The 16,995-nt window shown below is 74.1% G+C and carries 14 protein-coding genes; 8 read left to right on the top strand and 6 right to left on the bottom strand.

Annotated elements, in window-relative coordinates:
• Positions 1-35: 35 nt before the first annotated feature.
• Genes edd through eda form a run of 3 tightly spaced genes read left to right on the top strand, consistent with a single transcriptional unit; the run spans position 36 to position 3,639 of the window.
• Complete coding sequence (gene edd / locus HS045_RS26555; protein ID WP_230884834.1) at positions 36-2,060, top strand: phosphogluconate dehydratase; 2,025 nt, start codon at positions 36-38, stop codon at positions 2,058-2,060.
• On the top strand, positions 2,057-3,022 hold the full coding sequence (glk, locus tag HS045_RS26550) for a glucokinase (RefSeq protein ID WP_196454197.1): 966 nt from the start codon (positions 2,057-2,059) through the stop codon (positions 3,020-3,022). The genes edd and glk overlap by 4 nt, the downstream gene beginning before the upstream one ends.
• Positions 3,019-3,639: a bifunctional 4-hydroxy-2-oxoglutarate aldolase/2-dehydro-3-deoxy-phosphogluconate aldolase gene (gene eda / locus HS045_RS26545; RefSeq protein ID WP_196454196.1), complete on the top strand. Its 621-nt coding sequence runs from the start codon at positions 3,019-3,021 to the stop codon at positions 3,637-3,639. The genes glk and eda overlap by 4 nt, the downstream gene beginning before the upstream one ends.
• Before the next feature lie 134 nt (positions 3,640-3,773).
• Here eda and HS045_RS26540 read toward each other — a convergent pair whose 3' ends face one another.
• The 3 genes from HS045_RS26540 to HS045_RS26530 form a co-directional block, all read right to left on the bottom strand.
• Positions 3,774-4,298, bottom strand: a complete 525-nt coding sequence (locus tag HS045_RS26540) for a TraR/DksA family transcriptional regulator (RefSeq protein WP_196454195.1) — start codon at positions 4,296-4,298, stop codon at positions 3,774-3,776.
• Positions 4,299-4,476: 178 nt separating this feature from the next.
• On the bottom strand, positions 4,477-4,857 hold the full coding sequence (locus tag HS045_RS26535; protein ID WP_196454194.1) for a hypothetical protein: 381 nt from the start codon (positions 4,855-4,857) through the stop codon (positions 4,477-4,479).
• Positions 4,858-5,005: 148 nt separating this feature from the next.
• Complete coding sequence (locus HS045_RS26530; RefSeq protein WP_196454193.1) at positions 5,006-5,842, bottom strand: helix-turn-helix transcriptional regulator; 837 nt, start codon at positions 5,840-5,842, stop codon at positions 5,006-5,008.
• A 297-nt stretch (positions 5,843-6,139) separates the two neighbouring features.
• On the opposite strand from HS045_RS26530, the gene HS045_RS26525 reads away from it, so the two are divergent.
• The 3 genes from HS045_RS26525 to HS045_RS26515 all read left to right on the top strand — a co-directional run bounded on the left by HS045_RS26525 (position 6,140) and on the right by HS045_RS26515 (position 8,877).
• Positions 6,140-6,955 (top strand): SAM-dependent methyltransferase, encoded by an 816-nt coding sequence (locus tag HS045_RS26525; RefSeq protein WP_307827734.1) that lies wholly within the window; start codon positions 6,140-6,142, stop codon positions 6,953-6,955.
• Positions 6,956-7,138: 183 nt separating this feature from the next.
• Positions 7,139-7,771, top strand: a complete 633-nt coding sequence (locus HS045_RS26520) for an ATP-binding protein (RefSeq protein ID WP_230884832.1) — start codon at positions 7,139-7,141, stop codon at positions 7,769-7,771.
• A gap of 179 nt (positions 7,772-7,950) precedes the next feature.
• Positions 7,951-8,877, top strand: a complete 927-nt coding sequence (locus HS045_RS26515) for a DUF2382 domain-containing protein (RefSeq protein ID WP_196454191.1) — start codon at positions 7,951-7,953, stop codon at positions 8,875-8,877.
• A gap of 156 nt (positions 8,878-9,033) precedes the next feature.
• Here the strand turns inward: HS045_RS26515 and HS045_RS26510 are convergent, their stop codons facing one another.
• On the bottom strand, positions 9,034-9,486 hold the full coding sequence (locus HS045_RS26510; protein WP_196454190.1) for an Lrp/AsnC family transcriptional regulator: 453 nt from the start codon (positions 9,484-9,486) through the stop codon (positions 9,034-9,036).
• 112 nt (positions 9,487-9,598) lie between these two features.
• Here HS045_RS26510 and HS045_RS26505 point away from each other — a divergent pair, with 112 nt between their 5' ends.
• Entirely contained in the window at positions 9,599-13,150 is a 3,552-nt protein-coding gene (locus HS045_RS26505) for an indolepyruvate ferredoxin oxidoreductase family protein (RefSeq protein ID WP_196454189.1), read from the top strand.
• 136 nt (positions 13,151-13,286) lie between these two features.
• Here HS045_RS26505 and HS045_RS26500 read toward each other — a convergent pair whose 3' ends face one another.
• Positions 13,287-14,174 carry a carbohydrate kinase family protein gene (locus HS045_RS26500; RefSeq protein WP_196454188.1) on the bottom strand — a complete coding sequence of 296 codons (888 nt, stop codon included), beginning with the start codon at positions 14,172-14,174 and terminating at the stop codon, positions 13,287-13,289.
• A 120-nt stretch (positions 14,175-14,294) separates the two neighbouring features.
• Positions 14,295-15,359, bottom strand: a complete 1,065-nt coding sequence (locus HS045_RS26495; protein ID WP_196454187.1) for a LacI family DNA-binding transcriptional regulator — start codon at positions 15,357-15,359, stop codon at positions 14,295-14,297.
• Positions 15,360-15,681: 322 nt separating this feature from the next.
• Between HS045_RS26495 and HS045_RS26490 the strand changes: the two genes are divergently transcribed.
• On the top strand, positions 15,682-16,968 hold the full coding sequence (locus tag HS045_RS26490; protein WP_196454186.1) for an ABC transporter ATP-binding protein: 1,287 nt from the start codon (positions 15,682-15,684) through the stop codon (positions 16,966-16,968).
• Positions 16,969-16,995 lie beyond the last annotated feature (27 nt).

Here is a 16,995-nt window from a genome sequence, read left to right as displayed (position 1 = left end):
ACCGAACCGACACCCGCACCGATGGAGGAGGCCGGATGAACCGCGTCATCCAAGAGGTCACCGACCGCCTGATCGACCGCAGCCGCGCCAGCCGCGGCGCCTACCTGGCACGGCTGGAGGCCGAGGCCCGGGCCGCCCGTGAGCGCGGGCCCGCCCGCTCCAGTCTGGGCTGCGCCAACCTGGCCCACGGCTTCGCCGCCGCCGGGATCGACAAGCCCGCGCTGCGCGCGAACGTCAGGCCCGGCGTGGCGATCGTGTCGAGCTACAACGACATGCTCTCGGCGCACCAGCCGTACGAGACCTACCCGGCGATCCTCAAGGCCGCGGTCCGCGCGGCGGGCGGCGTCGCGCAGTTCGCCGGCGGGGTGCCCGCCATGTGCGACGGCATCACGCAGGGCCGTCCCGGCATGGAGCTCTCGCTCTACAGCCGCGAGGTCATCGCGATGGCCACCGCGATCGCGCTCTCCCACGACATGTTCGACGCCACGCTCATGCTGGGCGTCTGCGACAAGATCGTCCCCGGCCTGCTGATCGGCGCGCTGCACTTCGGCCACCTGCCCGCGGTCTTCGTGCCCGCCGGGCCGATGACCTCCGGCCTGCCCAACAAGGTCAAGGCCCGCACCCGGCAGCTGTTCGCCGAAGGCAAGGTCGGCAAGGAGGAGCTGCTGGACGCCGAGGCGCAGTCCTACCACTCCCCCGGCACCTGCACCTTCTACGGCACCGCCAACTCCAACCAGGTCATGGTCGAGGTCATGGGCCTGCACCTGCCGGGCGCGACGTTCGTCAACCCGCGCACGGAGCTGCGCGAGGCCCTGACGAAGGCGGCGGGCCGGCGGGCGGTGGAGATCACCGCGCACGGCGACGAGTACGCCCCCGTCGGGAAGGTCGTCGACGAGAAGGCGATCGTCAACGCCTGCGTGGCGCTGCTGGCCACGGGCGGCTCGACCAACCACACCATGCACATCGTCGCCATCGCGGCGGCGGCCGGGATCGAGCTGCTCTGGGACGACCTGGCCGCCCTGTCGAAGGCCGTGCCGCTGCTGACCCGGATGTACCCCAACGGCCAGGCGGACGTGAACCACTTCCAGGCGGCGGGCGGCATGCAGGTGCTCATCGGCGACCTGCTCGACGCCGGGCTGCTCCACCGCGACGTGCTGACCATCGCCGGTCGGGGGCTGGACCACTACCGCTCGGCCCCCGAGCTGAAGGCGGCCCCGGAGGCGCAGGACACCACGATCTCAGAAGTCGGCATGAGATCGCAGGACACCCCCGGCGAGCTGGTCTGGACCGAGCGCACCGGGGGCAGCGGCGACCTGGACGTGCTGCGGCCGGTGAGCGACCCGTTCTCCCCCGACGGCGGCACCCTCATGCTCGACGGCAACCTGGGCCGCTCGGTCATCAAGGTCTCGGCCGTCAAGCCCGAGCACCGGGTGGTCGAGGCCCCGGCGAAGGTCTTCGACGACCAGCTGGAGCTGCTGAGCGCCTTCGAGGCGGGCGAGCTGGACGGCCAGGACTTCGTGGCGGTCATCCGCTACCAGGGCCCGAGCGCGAACGGCATGCCCGAGCTGCACAAGCTCACCCCGCCGCTGTCGGTCCTGCTGGACCGCGGCCAGCGGGTGGCGATCGTCACCGACGGCCGCATGTCCGGCGCGTCGGGCAAGGTCCCGGCCGCCATCCACCTGTCGCCCGAGGCCGCGCACGGCGGTCCGATCGCGCTGGTCCGGGACGGCGACCCGATCCGCCTCGACTCCACGGCGGGCACCCTGGAGCTGCTGGTGCCGGCCGCGGAGCTGGCCGCCCGCACCCCGCAGGGCGCCCCGCTGACGGACGCCCAGTGGGTCGGCACCGGCCGCGAGCTGTTCGCCGCCTTCCGCGCCGCGGCGGGCCCCGCCGAGCGCGGGGCGGGCATCTTCGCCCTCAACGGACGCGCCGAGGGCGTCGCCCGGTCCGCCGGGACCACCCCGGAGACCGGGGCCGCCGGGACCGTCCCGGACGCCGGGACCGCCGTCGGCGGCGCGGACGCCGGGACCGCCGTTCCGTCCGATGGAGGAGACGCATGAGCCACCCCTGGCTCGTCGCCGACATCGGCGGCACCAACGCCCGGTTCGGGCTGGTCACCGCACCCGGTGGCCGGCCGGAGTCGGTGGCCGTACTGGCCGGCAAGGACCACGACGGACTCCCCGAAGCCGTAGCCGCCTATCTCGCAGACCATGCGGGCGGAGTTCGGCCGGGAGCGGCCTGTCTGGCGATCGCCGGTCCGGTGGAGGGCGACCGCTACCGGCTGACCAACGCCGGCTGGTCGGGTTCGGTGCGCGACCTGGGGATCCCCCACGTCGAACTGCTCAACGACTTCGAGGCGCTGGCCGCGTCGCTGCCGCACCTGGCCGGCGACGACCTGGTCTCCCTCGGCGGCCCCGAGCCGTCGCAGGGGGTCAAGGCGGTGCTCGGCCCGGGGACCGGCCTCGGCGTCGCGGGCCTGGTGCCCGTGGCCGAGGGGTGGATGCCCCTGCCCGGCGAGGGCGGGCACGTGACCGTGCCGGTCCTGGACGAGCGGGACCGCGAGATCGTCCGGGCGCTGCACTCCGAGGGGGCCCGCCACGTGGTGGCCGAGCACCTGCTGTCCGGGCCGGGGCTGACCCGGCTGCACCACGCCCTGGCGCTGGTGCACGGCGTGGACGCGCCGCGCCTGGCCCCCGCGGACATCGTGGACCGGGCCGACGACCCGCTCTGCGCGGAGACCGTCGAGGTCTTCTGCGGCCTGCTCGGCACCTTCGCCGGGAACGTCGCGCTGACACTGGGCGCCCGCGGCGGGGTCTACCTCGGGGGCGGCGTGCTGCCCCGTATCGTGGACCGGGTTCTGACCGGCGACTTCCGTCGCAGGTTCGAGGCCACCCCGACCCTCGGCGACTACCTGTCCGCCATCGCCACCACGCTGATCGTGGCCCCGCAGCCCGCCCTCACCGGCGCGGCGGCCTGGCTGGCCCAGCGTCTGGCGACCCCGTCCATCCTGGAGTACCCATGAGCCTGCTCGACATCGCCCCGGTGGTCCCGGTCGTCGTGATCGACGACCCGGAGACCGCGGTGCCCCTGGCCCGCGCCCTGGTGGCGGGCGGTCTGCCCGTCATCGAGGTCACCCTCCGCACCCCGGCCGCGCTGGAGGCGATCCGGCGGATCGCCGCCGAGGTGCCCGACGCCGTGATCGGCGCGGGGACCGTCAGGAGCGCCCGTGACGTCGCCGCCTCGGTGGAGGCCGGGTCGAGGTTCCTGGTCAGTCCGGGCAGCACGGCCGCGCTGGTGGACGCCATGGAGGACGGCGGCGTGCCGTTCCTGCCCGGGGTGGCGACCGCCTCGGAGGTCATGGCGCTGGCCGAGCGCGGGCTGACCGAGATGAAGTTCTTCCCGGCCGAGGCGGCGGGCGGCCTGCCGTACCTGAAGTCGCTGGGCGGCCCCCTGCCCGACGTGCGGTTCTGCCCGACGGGCGGGATCAAACTCGCGACGGCGCCCGACTACCTCGCGCTGCCGAACGTCGGCTGCGTGGGCGGGACCTGGCTCACCCCCGCCGACGCGCTCGCCTCCGGCGACTACGCCCGGATCGAGAAGCTCGCCGCCGAGGCCGCCGCGCTCCGCCCGGCCGCCTGACCGACCCCGGCCACCCGGCCACCCGGCCACCTGACCGGCCCTCGGCCACCCGGTCGGCGACCGGAGGCCGGAGGCCGGTCCCGGCGTCACCGCGGACGCGGTGACGCCGGTTCAGCGGTGCAGCGGCCGGCGGCTCAGCCGCCCTCGTGGCGGCGCTGGCACGGCACGCACAGCCGCGCGAGGGGCCGGGCCTTCAACCGCTCGAAGGGGATCGCGGAACCGCAGCCGTCGCACCTGCCGTAGTCCCGTCCGGCGATGCCCTCCAGGGCCTCGCGCACGACCGCGGCGTTCCGCTCCGCGGAGACGAGGTCGGCGAGCAGTTCCGCCTTCTCCGACACCTCCACCGCGTCGTCGTTCACCGCGTCCGCCAGTTCGGCCAGCCGCTTGTTCCACCGGAACAGCTGCTCGTCCAGCTCCTCCCGGATCGCGCCGAGCTGGACGCCGCTGAGATGGGCCCCGACGGTCATGTCACTTCCTCCCGGCGTCGCGGCGGCCGGCGGTGCGGTGGCGGGCGGTGCGGTGGCGGGCGGTGCGGTGGCGGGCGGTGCGGTGGCGGGCGGTGCGGTGGCGGGGCGCGGAACGCTCCGCGCCTCCTCCGGTCGCGCGGTGTGCCGCCGGCGCTCGTCCGGCGGCCTGTTCGCTGATCTGATGTCACCCATGACGGCATCGACTCCTTGCATGGTTCGCTGACGGTTCGGGCCGGTCGCGGCCCGTCACCGTGAGATCCGGTCCGGTCGGCGGCGGGCGCGCGGCGGCGCGGGGCGCACGGCCGGGAGACCTCCGTCGAGGCCGCGTGCGGCGGGCCCGGCGAAGGTCGGGGAAGAAGGACGGAGGACGCTAGGGCAGCGGCGGGCTGCGCGGGGTGACGACGCGGCGGGCACAGCGCCGGGAACCCGTCACCGGGCCCGTGCCCAGCAGGGCGAGCGGCAGCAGGACGAGGAGCGCGGCGGGCTCTCCGACGGCGGGGAGGGAGCGAAGCTGTCCCGGCGTCGGCAGGTGCTCGGCTCCGCCCGCCAGCACCCTCGGGGCGGTCGACGGGTGCGTCCCGCCGGTGTCCGGGAGCCGCAGGCCGGTCCCGGCCTCGGCGGACCCGCGGTCGGCGGACCAGCCGGCGGACCAGGAGGAGGGGGCCGCCGCGAAGAGCAGGACCACGAAGACGAGACCCACCGCGGCCGCCACCGCAGCGGGCCTGCGTGCACTCCACCGCGGTTCCCTCATCGCCTCCGACCATAGCCCACCTCCCCGCGCGGAGCGCTCCGCGCGGGCCGGGCGGACGCACCGGGCCGCCGGGCCGCGACCGGTACGGCGGGCGGCGCCGGGCGGGCCCGTGGAGCCCGTCGGGCCCCGGGTCCCTCCGGCGGCGGGATCAGTCGGGGTAGCCGGTCTCCGCGAGGATCCGCCGGAGGGTCTCGGCCGTCTCGGTCGGCTGCCCGGCCTCCACGCTCAACCGGTTCATGACGTACCGGTAGCGCGCGGTGTCGGCGTCCTTGTCCAGATAGACGGCCCCGGAGAGCTGCTCCAGGTAGACCACGTCGGGAAGCTCGCCCTCCGCGAAGCGCAGGACCGTGATCGGCCCGGCCGTCTCGGCGTGGCCGGTGACGCTGAACGGCATGATCTGGATGGTGACGTGGGGCAGCTCGGCGAGCCGGATGAGGTGCTCGATCTGGGCGCGCATCGTCGAACGCCCCCCGATGAGGCGGCGCAGCGCCACCTCGTCGATGACCGCCCAGAACCGGGGCGGATCGGGCCGGTGCAGCAGCCGCCCGCGCCGCATCCGCAGCGCGACCCGGCGCTCGATCTCCTCCGGGGAGGCGTCCCCGGCGCCGGAGCCGATCACCGCGCGGGCGTAGTCCTCGGTCTGCAGCAGGCCGGGGACGAACTGGAGCTCGTAGGTGCGGATGACGCAGGCGGACTGCTCCAGGTCGAGGAAGGCGTCGAACCAGGGGGGGACCGCGTCGCCGTACTCGTGCCACCAGCCCGGCGCGCCGGCCCGGGCCGCCAGGGCGAGCAGGGTCTCCCGCTCGGCCTCGTCGGTGACGCCGTAGAGGGTGAGCAGGTCGGCCACGTCCCGCTGCTTGAACCCGGTCCGGCCCAGCTCCAGCCGGCTGATCTTGGAGTCGGAGGCCCGGATCGCCCTCCCCGCCTCCTCGCGGGTGATCCCGCACGCCGTACGGAGGCGGCGCAGGTTCGCGCCCACCACCATCCGCAGGACCGTGGGACCCGCCTGCCCGTAACCGGAGGCATGATCCTCAGTGTGCTCTCCTACCGGCGGAACCGTACGCAAGCCCGCTCCCTTCACGGCAAACCGCCCCCGTCCGACCGGGTCAAGTTTTCCACGCCCGCACGGCCGCGTCAGCCGTACCGCACAAGACCGGGACGACCACGCGAGCCTGACCCCATAAGCAGACAATTCACTATGATCCTCATGATCGCCCGGAGCGCCGCCGTCCGCGGCGGCGGAATCCGGCCGCACCGGAGGCACGAACGCCGAGGAGAACGCGTGGAAGACGAGCGAGCCCCCATCGAGCCGGGCAGGCTGAACCCCGACGTCGCGCACAACGCCCGGGTGTGGAACTACTGGCTGGGCGGCAAGGACCACTACCCCGCCGACCGCGCGGTCGGCGACCGGGTCTTCGGCATGTTCCCCGACATCGTCCACGTCGCGCGCGCCGACCGGGCGTTCCTGGGGCGGGCGGTCCGCCATCTGGCGGGCGAGGCGGGCATCCGCCAGTTCCTCGACATCGGCACCGGGCTGCCCACCGTCGACAACACCCACGAGGTGGCGCAGCGGGTGGCGCCGGACGCGCGGATCGTCTACGTCGACAACGACCCGCTCGTCCTGGTGCACGCCCGCGCGCTGCTGGCGGGCACGCCCGAGGGCGCCACCGACTACGTCGACGCCGACGCGCGGGACACCGACGCGATCCTGAAGGCCGCCGCCAGGACGCTGGACTTCGACCGGCCGGTGGCGGTCATGCTGCTGGGGATCCTCAACTTCATCCTCGACACCGCGGAGGCCCGGGGGATCGTGCACCGGCTGATGGACGCCGTGCCCTCCGGCAGCCACCTGGTGCTCACCCATCCCACCCTGGAGCTGGGCGGGGAGGCGAACGCCGAGGCCATGCGGTTCTGGAACGACCACGCCACCCCGCCGATCACCGCCCGCGGCAGCCGGGAGATCGCCGGTTTCCTCGACGGCCTCGAGGTGCTGGAGCCCGGCATGGTGTCGTGCTCGCGCTGGCGTCCCGAATTCGCCGGCCCCGGCGAGCTCCCCGCGGAAGTGGCCCAGTTCGGCGTCGTCGCCCGCAAACCGTGACCCCCGGCCCCGGCCCGCGGCCCGCGGCTCCCAGCCCCGGTCCCCGGCCCGCGGCTCCCGATCCGGGGCCCGCGGCTCCCGATCCGGGGCCCGCGGCTCCCGATCCGGGGGCCGGTGGCGCACGTCCGCGGAGGCCGCCGGTCGTTCACGCGCACGTGGACGCCTCCGGGCACGCATGATGGGATGACGTCCCCCGACCCCTGCGAGGTGCACGCGATGGCCGCCACCCCGGCCTGCCCGCCGTCCGTCCGGGACCTGGTCTATCCGCCGGGTTCCCTGGTGCTGCTCACCGGGCTCCCCGGCGCGGGCAAGAGCACCCTGCTGGACCGGTTGTACGGCCTGCGCGGCGACGAGACGGAGCCGGTGCCCGCGGGAGGCGCGCGGGTGATCGACTCGCGCCAGTCCCGCACCTGGTGGGCGCCCCGCCTCTCCTCCCTGCCCGTCCGGCTGCGCACCCCGGTCGTGCACACCACCCACATGACCCGCATCGTCCGCGCCCTGCTCGCCGGTCACGCCGTCGTCGCGCACAGCCGGGGCACCTGGCCGCACATCCTGTACGGCCTGGCCTGGGTCGCCCGGTTGAACGGCACCGGGCTGCACCTGGTCATGCTCGACGTCGAGCCGAGGACCGCACGCGCGGGGCAGGTCACCCGGGGCCGGGTGGTGGCCGGCCCCCTCTTCGCCCGGCACTGCCGCCGCTGGCGGACGCTGGTCGCCCGGGCCCGCACGGGCTCCCTCCCTCCGGCGGTGAGCGTCACGATCCTGGACCGCCCCGCCGCCGACCTGCTCCGGACCATCCGCTTCGACGGCTCCTGACCCGGCACCGGACGATCCACCCGCCCTCGTCGCCGCCGTCCTTCCCGCGCGCCCCCGCGGCGCCCCTCCTCGCGGCGCCCTTCCCCCGGCGATCCTCCGGCCGGAGAGGTTTCTCTCCGGCTGACGGTGGTATGGCTTTCCAGCGGAAGCGACAAAAGCGACAAACGGGGAGAAAAGACATGATCACTCTGGAGCAGATCAACACGGTGATCAACCAGACCGTCTACGACTCCAACGGCGACAAGGTCGGAGACGTCAAGCACGTCTACCTCGACGATGCCACCGGCCGCCCCGAGTGGCTCTGCGTGAAGACGGGCATGTTCGGCACCAAGGAGACCTTCGTCCCGACGCAGGCCGCGGACATGATCTCCGACCACATCGAGGTCTCCTTCGACAAGGACCGCATCAAGCACGCGCCCAACGTGGACGTGGACGCCGGCGGTCACCTGTCGGCCGAGGAGGAGCGCGAGCTGTACCGCTACTACGACATCGACTGGGAGCGTTCCTGGCAGGACGCCAACCGGCCGGGCGAGAGCGGATGGGCGCACACCGGCGGCGAGCGCGAGCGCGAGCGCCTGGGCCGGAGCGGGACCGCCGGCGCGGACCTGCGCGGCGACGAGTCCCTCGGCCGCTCCGGGACGGGGCGCGGCGGCCTCTCCGGCGACGCCTCCCTCGGCCGCGGCGACCTCTCCGGCGACGACTCCTTCGGCCGCGACCGGGACGACGCGATGACCCGCTCGGAGGAGCGGCTCCACGTCGGCACGGAGAGCCACGAGACCGGCCGGGCGCGGCTGCGCAAGTACGTGGTGACCGAGGAGCAGCAGATCAACGTCCCGGTGAGCCACGAGGAGGTCCGCCTGGAGCGCGAGCCGATCACCGACGCCAACCGGGGCGACGCGCTGAGCGGACCGGAGCTCGGCGAGGCCGAGCACGAGGTGGTCCTGCACGAGGAGCGGGCGACGGTGGAGAAGGACACCGTCCCGGTCGAGCGGGTCCGCCTGACCAAGGACCGGGTCACCGAGGAGGAGACGGTCTCGGAGCAGGTGCGCAAGGAGCGCATCGACTTCGAGGGCGACGAGGGCGAGCCCGGCCGCTCCTCCTACTGAGGCGCCGCCGAGGCGCGCCCCCGATGTTCACGGGACGGTCCTTCGCCGGGGCCCCGCGGAACCTCCGTGCTCTCGCGGAGCCTCCCGCCCGGCGCCCTCGCGGAGGACCGGCCGCCACGGGCGCCCGCCCGTCCCCATCCCCGTCCCGGCCCGTCCTCACAGCGGCAGGACACCGCCCGGCTTCAGCGCCTTCATCGCGATCTGCGAGGTGAGCTTGTCCAGGCCGGGCAGCCGCCCCAGCCGCTCCAGGCAGAGCTGGCCGTAGGCCTCCATGTCGGGTACCGCGACCCGCAGCACGTAGTCGGGACGGCCGAACATGCGCAGGCATTCGACGACGTCCTCGATCTCCAGGACGGCGGCCTCGAAGGCGGTGACCGTCTCGGCGTCCTGCCCCTCCAGCTCCACGTAGGCCAGGACCTGGAACCCCCGCCCCACCGCGGCCGGGTCGACCACGGCCCGGTATCCGGCGATCACCCCCGCCTCCTCCAGGTTCCGGACCCGGCGCAGACACGGGGAGGGCGTCAGGCGCACCCGCTCGGCCAGCTCCAGATTGCTCAGCCGCCCCTCCGCCTGCAGGAGACTGAGAATTGCGCGATCCGTGGCATCCATGGCAAACCATGCTAACCAAGACAGGAATCACCGGGGATATTGACATCGGATTCCGGTCCCTCTGACATAACCTTGCCGCAATCCAAGCGGGCCGACAGACGGGACCACCAGCATGACGATCTTCGCCGACCCGCGCGAAGCCACTCCCGACGACCGCTACCTCCTCGACGGAGGACGGGTCTTCATGACCGGCACCCAGGCGCTGGTGCGGGTGATCCTCGATCAGATGCGCGCCGACCGCCGTGCCGGACTCGACACCGGGGCGATGGTGTCCGGCTATCCGGGCTCTCCCCTGGGCGGCTTCGACCTGGAGCTGGCCCGCTCCCGCGCGCACGCCGAGCCGCTCGGCGTCGTGCACCGCCCCGGCCAGAACGAGGAGCTGGGCGCCACCGCCGTCTGGGGCAGCCAGCTCGTGCCCACCCTCCCCCGCCCGCGCAGGGCCGGCGTGCTGGGCGTCTGGTACGGCAAGGCCCCCGGCGTGGACCGCGCGGCCGACGCCCTCCGGCACGGCAACTTCGTCGGCGCCCACCCGCTGGGCGGCCTGATCGCCCTCTGCGGCGACGACCCGACCTGCAAGTCCTCCACCCTCCCCTCCGCCACCGAGAGCGCGCTCGCCGCCCTCGGCATGCCGATCGTCCACCCCGGCAGCGTCCAGGAGCTGCTCGACCTGGGCCGCCACGCCATCGCGGCCTCACGGGCGAGCGGCCTGTGGGTCGCGGTGAAGGCCGTCTCCAACGTCGTGGACGGCACCGGCACCGTGAGCGTCGGGCATGACCGGGTCGTCCCGGTCATGCCCGGCGCCGGAGACGCGAACGGCACCGGCTACGACGTGGACTACGAAGGCCGGCCGTACCGGCACATGCCGAACGGCACCCTGCTCACCCCGTGGTCGCTGGAGATGGAGCGCACCCTGGTCGGCCCGCGCACGGAGCTGGCCCGCGCCTACGCCCGCGCGAACGGCCTCAACCGGATCACGGCCGACCCCGCCGGCGCCCGGCTCGGCATCGCCGCCTCCGGCCCCGCCTACCACGACGTGCGCGAGGGCTTCCGCACGCTCGGCATCACCCCGGAGGAGGCCGGCGTCCGGCTGCTGAAGATCGGCATGCTCTGGCCGCTGGAGCCGGAGATCGTCCGCGCCTTCGCCCGCGGCCTGGACGAGATCATGGTCGTGGAGGAGAAGGCGCCCCTGCTGGAGACCCTGATCAAGGACGTCCTGTACGGCACCGCGGACGCCCCCCGCGTCCTGGGCAAGCGCGACGAGAACGGCGCCCCGCTGATCCCGCAGGCGGGCGGCGTGGACGCCGACCTGGCCGCCAAGGCCATCGCCTTCCGGCTGCGCCGCAGGGGCGTCGCCACCGAGCAGGACCGCTCCGACCTCGGCGACCGGGTGAGCCGGAGCCTGGCGGTGATCTCCCGCCCGGAGCCGCTGAAGCTGCTCGCCGCCCAGCGCACCCCGTTCTTCTGCTCCGGCTGCCCGCACAACCGCTCCACCGCCGTCCCGGACGGCGCGCCCGTCGGCGCCGGCATCGGCTGCCACACGATGGTGGTGCTCAACCCCGAGGGCAAGGGCACGCTCACCGGCCTGACCCAGATGGGCGGCGAGGGCGCCCAGTGGATCGGCCAGGCGCCGTTCACCGACACCCCGCACATCTTCCAGAACCTCGGCGACGGCACCTTCCACCACTCCGGCTCGCTCGCGGTCCGGGCCGCGGTCGGCGCGGGCGTCAATATCACCTACAAGATCCTCTACAACAGCGCGGTCGCGATGACCGGCGGGCAGGCCATCCAGCCGTCCCTGGCGGTGGCCGACCTGACCCGCTGGCTGGAGGTCGAGGGCGTGCGCCGGGTGATCGTCACCACCGACGAGCCCGGGCGCTACCGGGGCGTCAGGCTGGCGAGGATCGCCGAGGTGCGCGACCGCGGCGCCCTGGAGGACGCGCAGCGCGAGCTGGCCGCGATCCCGGGCGTGACCGTGCTGGTCCACGACCAGCAGTGCGCCGCCGAGAAGCGCCGGCTGCGCAAGAAGGGCGCGCTGCCCGACCCGGCGAAGCGGGTGGTGATCAACCAGCGGGTCTGCGAGGGCTGCGGCGACTGCGCGAAGACGTCGGAGTGCCTGTCGGTGCTGCCGGTGGAGACCGAGTTCGGCCGCAAGACCGAGATCCACCAGTCGTCCTGCAACAAGGACTACTCCTGCGCCGAGGGCGACTGCCCGTCCTTCCTCAGCGTGGTCCCGGCGGCGGGGAAGGCGAAGCGGCGGGCCGTACCGGCTCCTCCGGCGATGCCGCTGTCCGAGTTCCGCACGGCCGAGACGACGATCCGCCTGGTCGGCATCGGCGGCACCGGCGTGGTCTCGGTCGCGCAGATCCTCGGCACCGCCGCCCTCCTGGACGGCAAGCGGTCCCGGGGGCTCGACCAGACCGGCCTGGCGCAGAAGGGCGGCACCGTCGTCTCCGACATCGTCGTCTACGACGGCGGGGACGACGGGGAGCGGTCCGGCCGGGCGAGCGCGGCCAGCGTGGACGCCTACCTGGCGCTGGACCTGATCGGCGCCACCGACCCCCTCCACCTGCGCGCCGCCGACCGCGACCGGACCGTGGCCGTGGTCTCCACCAGCCTGGTCCCGACCGGCTCCATGGTGCTCGACCCGGCGACGAACCTGACCGACACCGGCTCGCCGATCGGCGCGCTGGAGGCCCGCACCCGCCGCGAGCTGAACGTCTACCTCGACGCCGAGCAGATCGCCCAGGCGCTGTTCGGCGACCACATGCCGGCCAACACCATCGTGGTCGGCGCGGCCTGGCAGCGCGGGCTCATCCCGCTCAGCCTCCAGGCGATCGAACGGGCCATCCGGGCGGGCGGCGGCCGGTCCGCCGAGAGGACCGTGGCCGCCTTCCACTGGGGCCGGGCGGTCGTCGCCGACCCGGAGGCGGTGGCGCGGGCGACCGGCGGGGCCGCCGCCCCGTCCGCGGGCCCCGGCGCGCCCGGCGGCCCCCTCGGCGACGCGGTCCGGCGCCTGGTCGAGTCGGTCGGCGCGGCCGAGGGCGGCGAGCTGCACCGGCTCCTCACGGTCCGGGTGCCGGACCTGGTGGCCTACCAGGACCTGCGCTACGCCGCCCGGTACGCCGACGCGGTCCGCGAGGTCCTCGCCCGCGAGACGCCGGAGCGCTGCCCGGTCACCGAGGCCTACGCCCGCCAGCTGTACCGGCTGATGGCCTACAAGGACGAGTACGAGGTCGCGCGCCTGCACCTCGACCCGGCCGAGCGGGCCAGGATCGCCGCCGAGTTCGGCCCCGGCGCGAAGATCTCGTACAACCTGCACCCGCCGGTCCTGCGGGCGATGGGCATGAAGCGCAAGATCCGCCTGGGCTCCTGGTTCGACCCGGCCTTCCGCCTGCTGTACGGCATGCGCAGGGTGCGCGGCACGCGGCTGGACCCGTTCGGCGCGGCCGGGGTGCGGAAGGTCGAGCGCGAGCTCGTCACCGAGTACACCCGCGACGTGCACCGCGCCCTGGCGGGTCTGACCCCGCAGACCGAGGACCGGGTGCGCGAGCTGGCCGAGCTGCCCGAGGTGATCCGCGGCTACGAGGAGATCAAGCTGGCGGGCGTCGCCGCCTACCGGGAGAGGGCCGCCGCCCTGCTGGCGGAGCTGGACCGCCCGCGCTGACCGCCCGCCCCGGCCGCCGGCCCGTCCTGCCCGGCGGCGGCGGCCGGATCCCGGCACGGCCCGCCCGCGCAGGCGGCCGTGCCGGAGAGGCGCCGCTGCGGCCCTCCCCCTCCGCGGAGGACCGCGGCGGCGCCCGCTACACCCGGGCGAGCAGCGCCTCGGCGGTGATGGGGGCCTCGTGGGTGCCCGCCACCGTGCAGGCGTGCGCCCCGGCGACCGCGCCGAGGCGCACGCACTCCTCCACCGGGCGGCCGCGCAGCCTGCCGTACAGGAAGCCGCTGACGAAGGCGTCCCCGGCGCCGTTGCTGTCGGCCACCGGGCCGGACAACGGAGCGGCGGGGAAGTGCCGCGGCCCGTCGGCGTCGAGCACGTGGCAGCCGTCGGCGCCCGCCGTGCAGACGACGGTCTCGGCCCGGCCGCCGTCGAGGATGCCGCGCATGACCTCCTCGCGCCGGTCGCCGAGGGCGGCCGCGGACAGGAAGACCAGGCCGGAGGAGAGGGCGAAGTCCCGGTGGTGGTCGTTCTCGCCGTCCCAGTCGTGCAGGTCGGTGGAGACGGTGACGGCGGGGCGGCCGGCCAGGTCGGGGTAGACGTGCCGGGAGAAGTCGGTGATCGACACGTGCACGTGCCGGGCGTCGCGTACGGCGTCCAGGTAGAGCTCGCGGGGGAGCCGCTCGCCCGGTTCGGCGCGCGGGTCGAACAGCGAGGTGCGCCGCCCGTCCGGGCCGACGAGCAGGACGCTGCGCCGGGTGCCCTGGGGCGCAAGCGCCCAGCCCGCGTCGATGTCCCGGGCCGCGAAGTGCTCCCGGATGAGGCGTCCCTGCGGGTCGTCGCCGACCAGGTCGGCGATGAACACCCGCAGGCCGAGCGCGTGGCAGCCGAGCGCGACGCCGCTGCCGGTGTTGCCGATCCGGTCGACCACCGGCGGGACGGCGTAGGTGTCGGCGTAGGGCAGGGGAAGGGCGGGCACGTAGGCGGTGGTGTCCACGCCTGTCCCGCCGATCACCACGACGTCGTGCGTCATCGGTTCGTGTCCTTGTCCGGAGAGGGACCGGCCGTACGGAGACAGGCCGGAGGAGGCGGGGGCTCCGAGGAGACGGGGGCCGGAGGGGCGGGTGCCCGCGGAGTCGGTGGAGCGGAACGGTCAGCGGCTGACCAGCGGGCCGGAGCCGGTGGAGCGGCGCACGACCAGCTCGGGCTGGAACATCAGCTCCATGTTCTTGCCCGGCATGCCGTTGATCTCCTCCAGGAGCGTCTCCACCGCGGCCGAGGCCATCGCGCCGATCGGCTTGCGCACGGTGGTCAGCGGCGGGTCGGTGAAGGCGATCAGCGGCGAGTCGTCGAAGCCGACCACCGACACCTCCCCCGGCACCGCCAGGTCCCGGTCCCGGCAGGCCCGGATCGCGCCCAGCGCCATCAGGTCCGAGGCGCACACGATGCCGGTGCAGCCGCGCTCCAGCAGCTTCACCGCCGCGGCCTGGCCGCCCTCCACCGAGAACAGCGAGTGCGAGATCAGCTCGTCCACCTCGGTCACGCCGAGCAGCTGGGACATCGCCCGCCGGTAGCCCTCGATCTTCCGGACGACCGGCACGAAGCGCGCCGGCCCCAGGGCCAGGCCGATGCGCTCGTGCCCGAGGTCGACCAGGTGCTGCACGGCCAGCCGCGCGGCCAGCCGGTCGTCCGGCGAGATGAACGGCGCGTCGATCTGGTCGGAGTAGCCGTCGAGCAGCACGATCGGGAGCCCCCGGTCGATGAGCCGGGTGTAGCGGTCCATCCGGGCCGTGGTGTCGGCGTGCAGCCCGGAGACGAAGACGATGCCGCTCACCCCGCGCTCCATCAGCAGCTCGGTGAACTCGTCCTCCGGCGCGCCGCCGGGCAGCTGGGTGCAGAGCACGGGCGTGTAGCCGTGCTGGGTGAGCGCCTTCTCGATGGCCTGCGCGAACGCCGGGAAGATCGGGTTGTCCAGCTCCGGCGTGACCAGCCCGATCAGCCCGTTGCTGCGCTGGCGCAGCCGCTGCGGACGCTCGTACCCCATCAGGTCCAGCGCCGTCAGCACCGCCCGCCGGGTCGCCGCCGAGACCCCCGGCTTGCCGTTGAGCACCCGGCTGACCGTCGCCTCGCTCACCCCCGCCTGCACGGCGATGTCGGCCAGCCGGGTGACGGTCCCGTCGGCGCGGGAGCGCGGGATCTGCGTCACTTCACCATCCATCGGGACCTACCTCACCATGTGGGCGGAGAAGGCGGCAAGCCGGGCGGCCCGCTGCGGTCCGTTGTGAAAATTCTTACGTAAACTTTCCGAAAATACTAACATCCATCGAGGTCCGGCGGATGGGCCGTTGCCGGGATACCCAGGGCGGTCGCCCCGGAGCGTCCCGGCCGTCGAGCCGGAAAGGGAGCGGTAACACACTTGTGACCTGCAGATGTGTGATTTCTGATGCCATCTCTGGACACACAGCTATATTGCGCGATGTACTACCTCATCAATCACACGGCTGGATCCGGGCATCCCCGTCCGGGAGGAACGAGCGCGCATGAGTACCGTCGTCCTCGACAACGTGACCAAGGTGTACCCGGGGGGGTACCTCGCGGTCGACCGGATGAACCTGCGTGCCGAGGACGGGGAGCTCCTGGTGCTCCTCGGGCCGTCGGGCTGCGGGAAGTCCACCCTGCTGCGGATGATCGCGGGGCTGGAGGACGTCACCTCCGGTGATCTGTGGCTCGGCGGCAACCTGGCCAACGACCTGGCCCCGCGTGACCGCGACGTCGCCATGGTCTTCCAGAACGGCGCGCTCTACCCGCACCGCACCGTCCGCGGCAACCTCTCCTTCCCGCTCGAGATCGCCAAGGCCGACCCGGAGATGGTCCGGGAGCGCGTCACCGAGCTGTCGAGGGCCCTGCACATCGACGAGACCCTCGACCGCCGCCCCGGAACGCTCTCGGGCGGCCAGCGGCAGCGGGTCGCGATGGGCCGCGCGATCGTCCGCCAGCCCTCGCTGTTCCTGATGGACGAGCCGCTGTCCAACCTGGACGCCGGCATGCGCACCGAGCTCCGCATGGAGATCGGCTCGCTGGTCCGCTCGCTGGGCGTCACCACCATCTACGTCACGCACGACCAGGTCGAGGCGCTGACCCTGGCCGACCGGATCGCCATCATGAACCGCGGCGTGCTGCAGGACGTCGGCACCCCCGGCCAGGTCTACAACGACCCGGCCACCGCCTTCACCGCGGCCTTCCTCAACTCCCAGCAGCTGAACCTGCTCTCGGCGGTCGTCCGCACGCCGCAGAACCAGTTCATCCTGCTGGACTTCGGCCCGCACCAGATCACCATCCCGTGGAGCGATCCGCGCGCCTACGCCATCTCCCAGCACGTCGGCAACCAGATCATCGTCGGCCTGCGCCCCGACTGCCTGGCCCCGGTGCCGGACACCTTCGAGGGGCCGGTCTTCCTCGGCCGCGTCCGGGCCCTGGAGTACCACGGCCACGAGTGGATGGCCTACGTCGAGTCCGGCATCACCTCGGTGAGCGTCCCCGAGCCCCCGGACCCCCGGCTGCACGCCCGCGGAGCCGACTCCGCCGCCCAGGGCGGCCGGATCCGCGCGATGATGCGCCGGCTGCTGTCGAGCGGGGAGGCCGAGGCCGAGCCCCAGTACCAGGCGCAGGACCAGTCCAGCGGCACCCACCGCCGGGCCGACCTCATCGTCCGGGTCGGTTCCCGTCCCGTCTGGCGGGCCGGGGAACCCGCCCGCGTCGGCGTCGACGCCACCCGCCTGCTGCTCTTCGCGTCCGACGGCTCCCGGATCGACCCGCCGCACCGCTGATCGCGCTCCCGCCCCGCGGGCCGGACG

The sequence above is a fragment of the Planomonospora sp. ID82291 genome (genome assembly GCF_015711645.1).
Taxonomy (GTDB): Bacteria; Actinomycetota; Actinomycetes; order Streptosporangiales; family Streptosporangiaceae; genus Planomonospora.
Note: the sequence above shows the minus strand (reverse complement) of the source record. Positions and strands in the feature narration are given on the sequence as shown.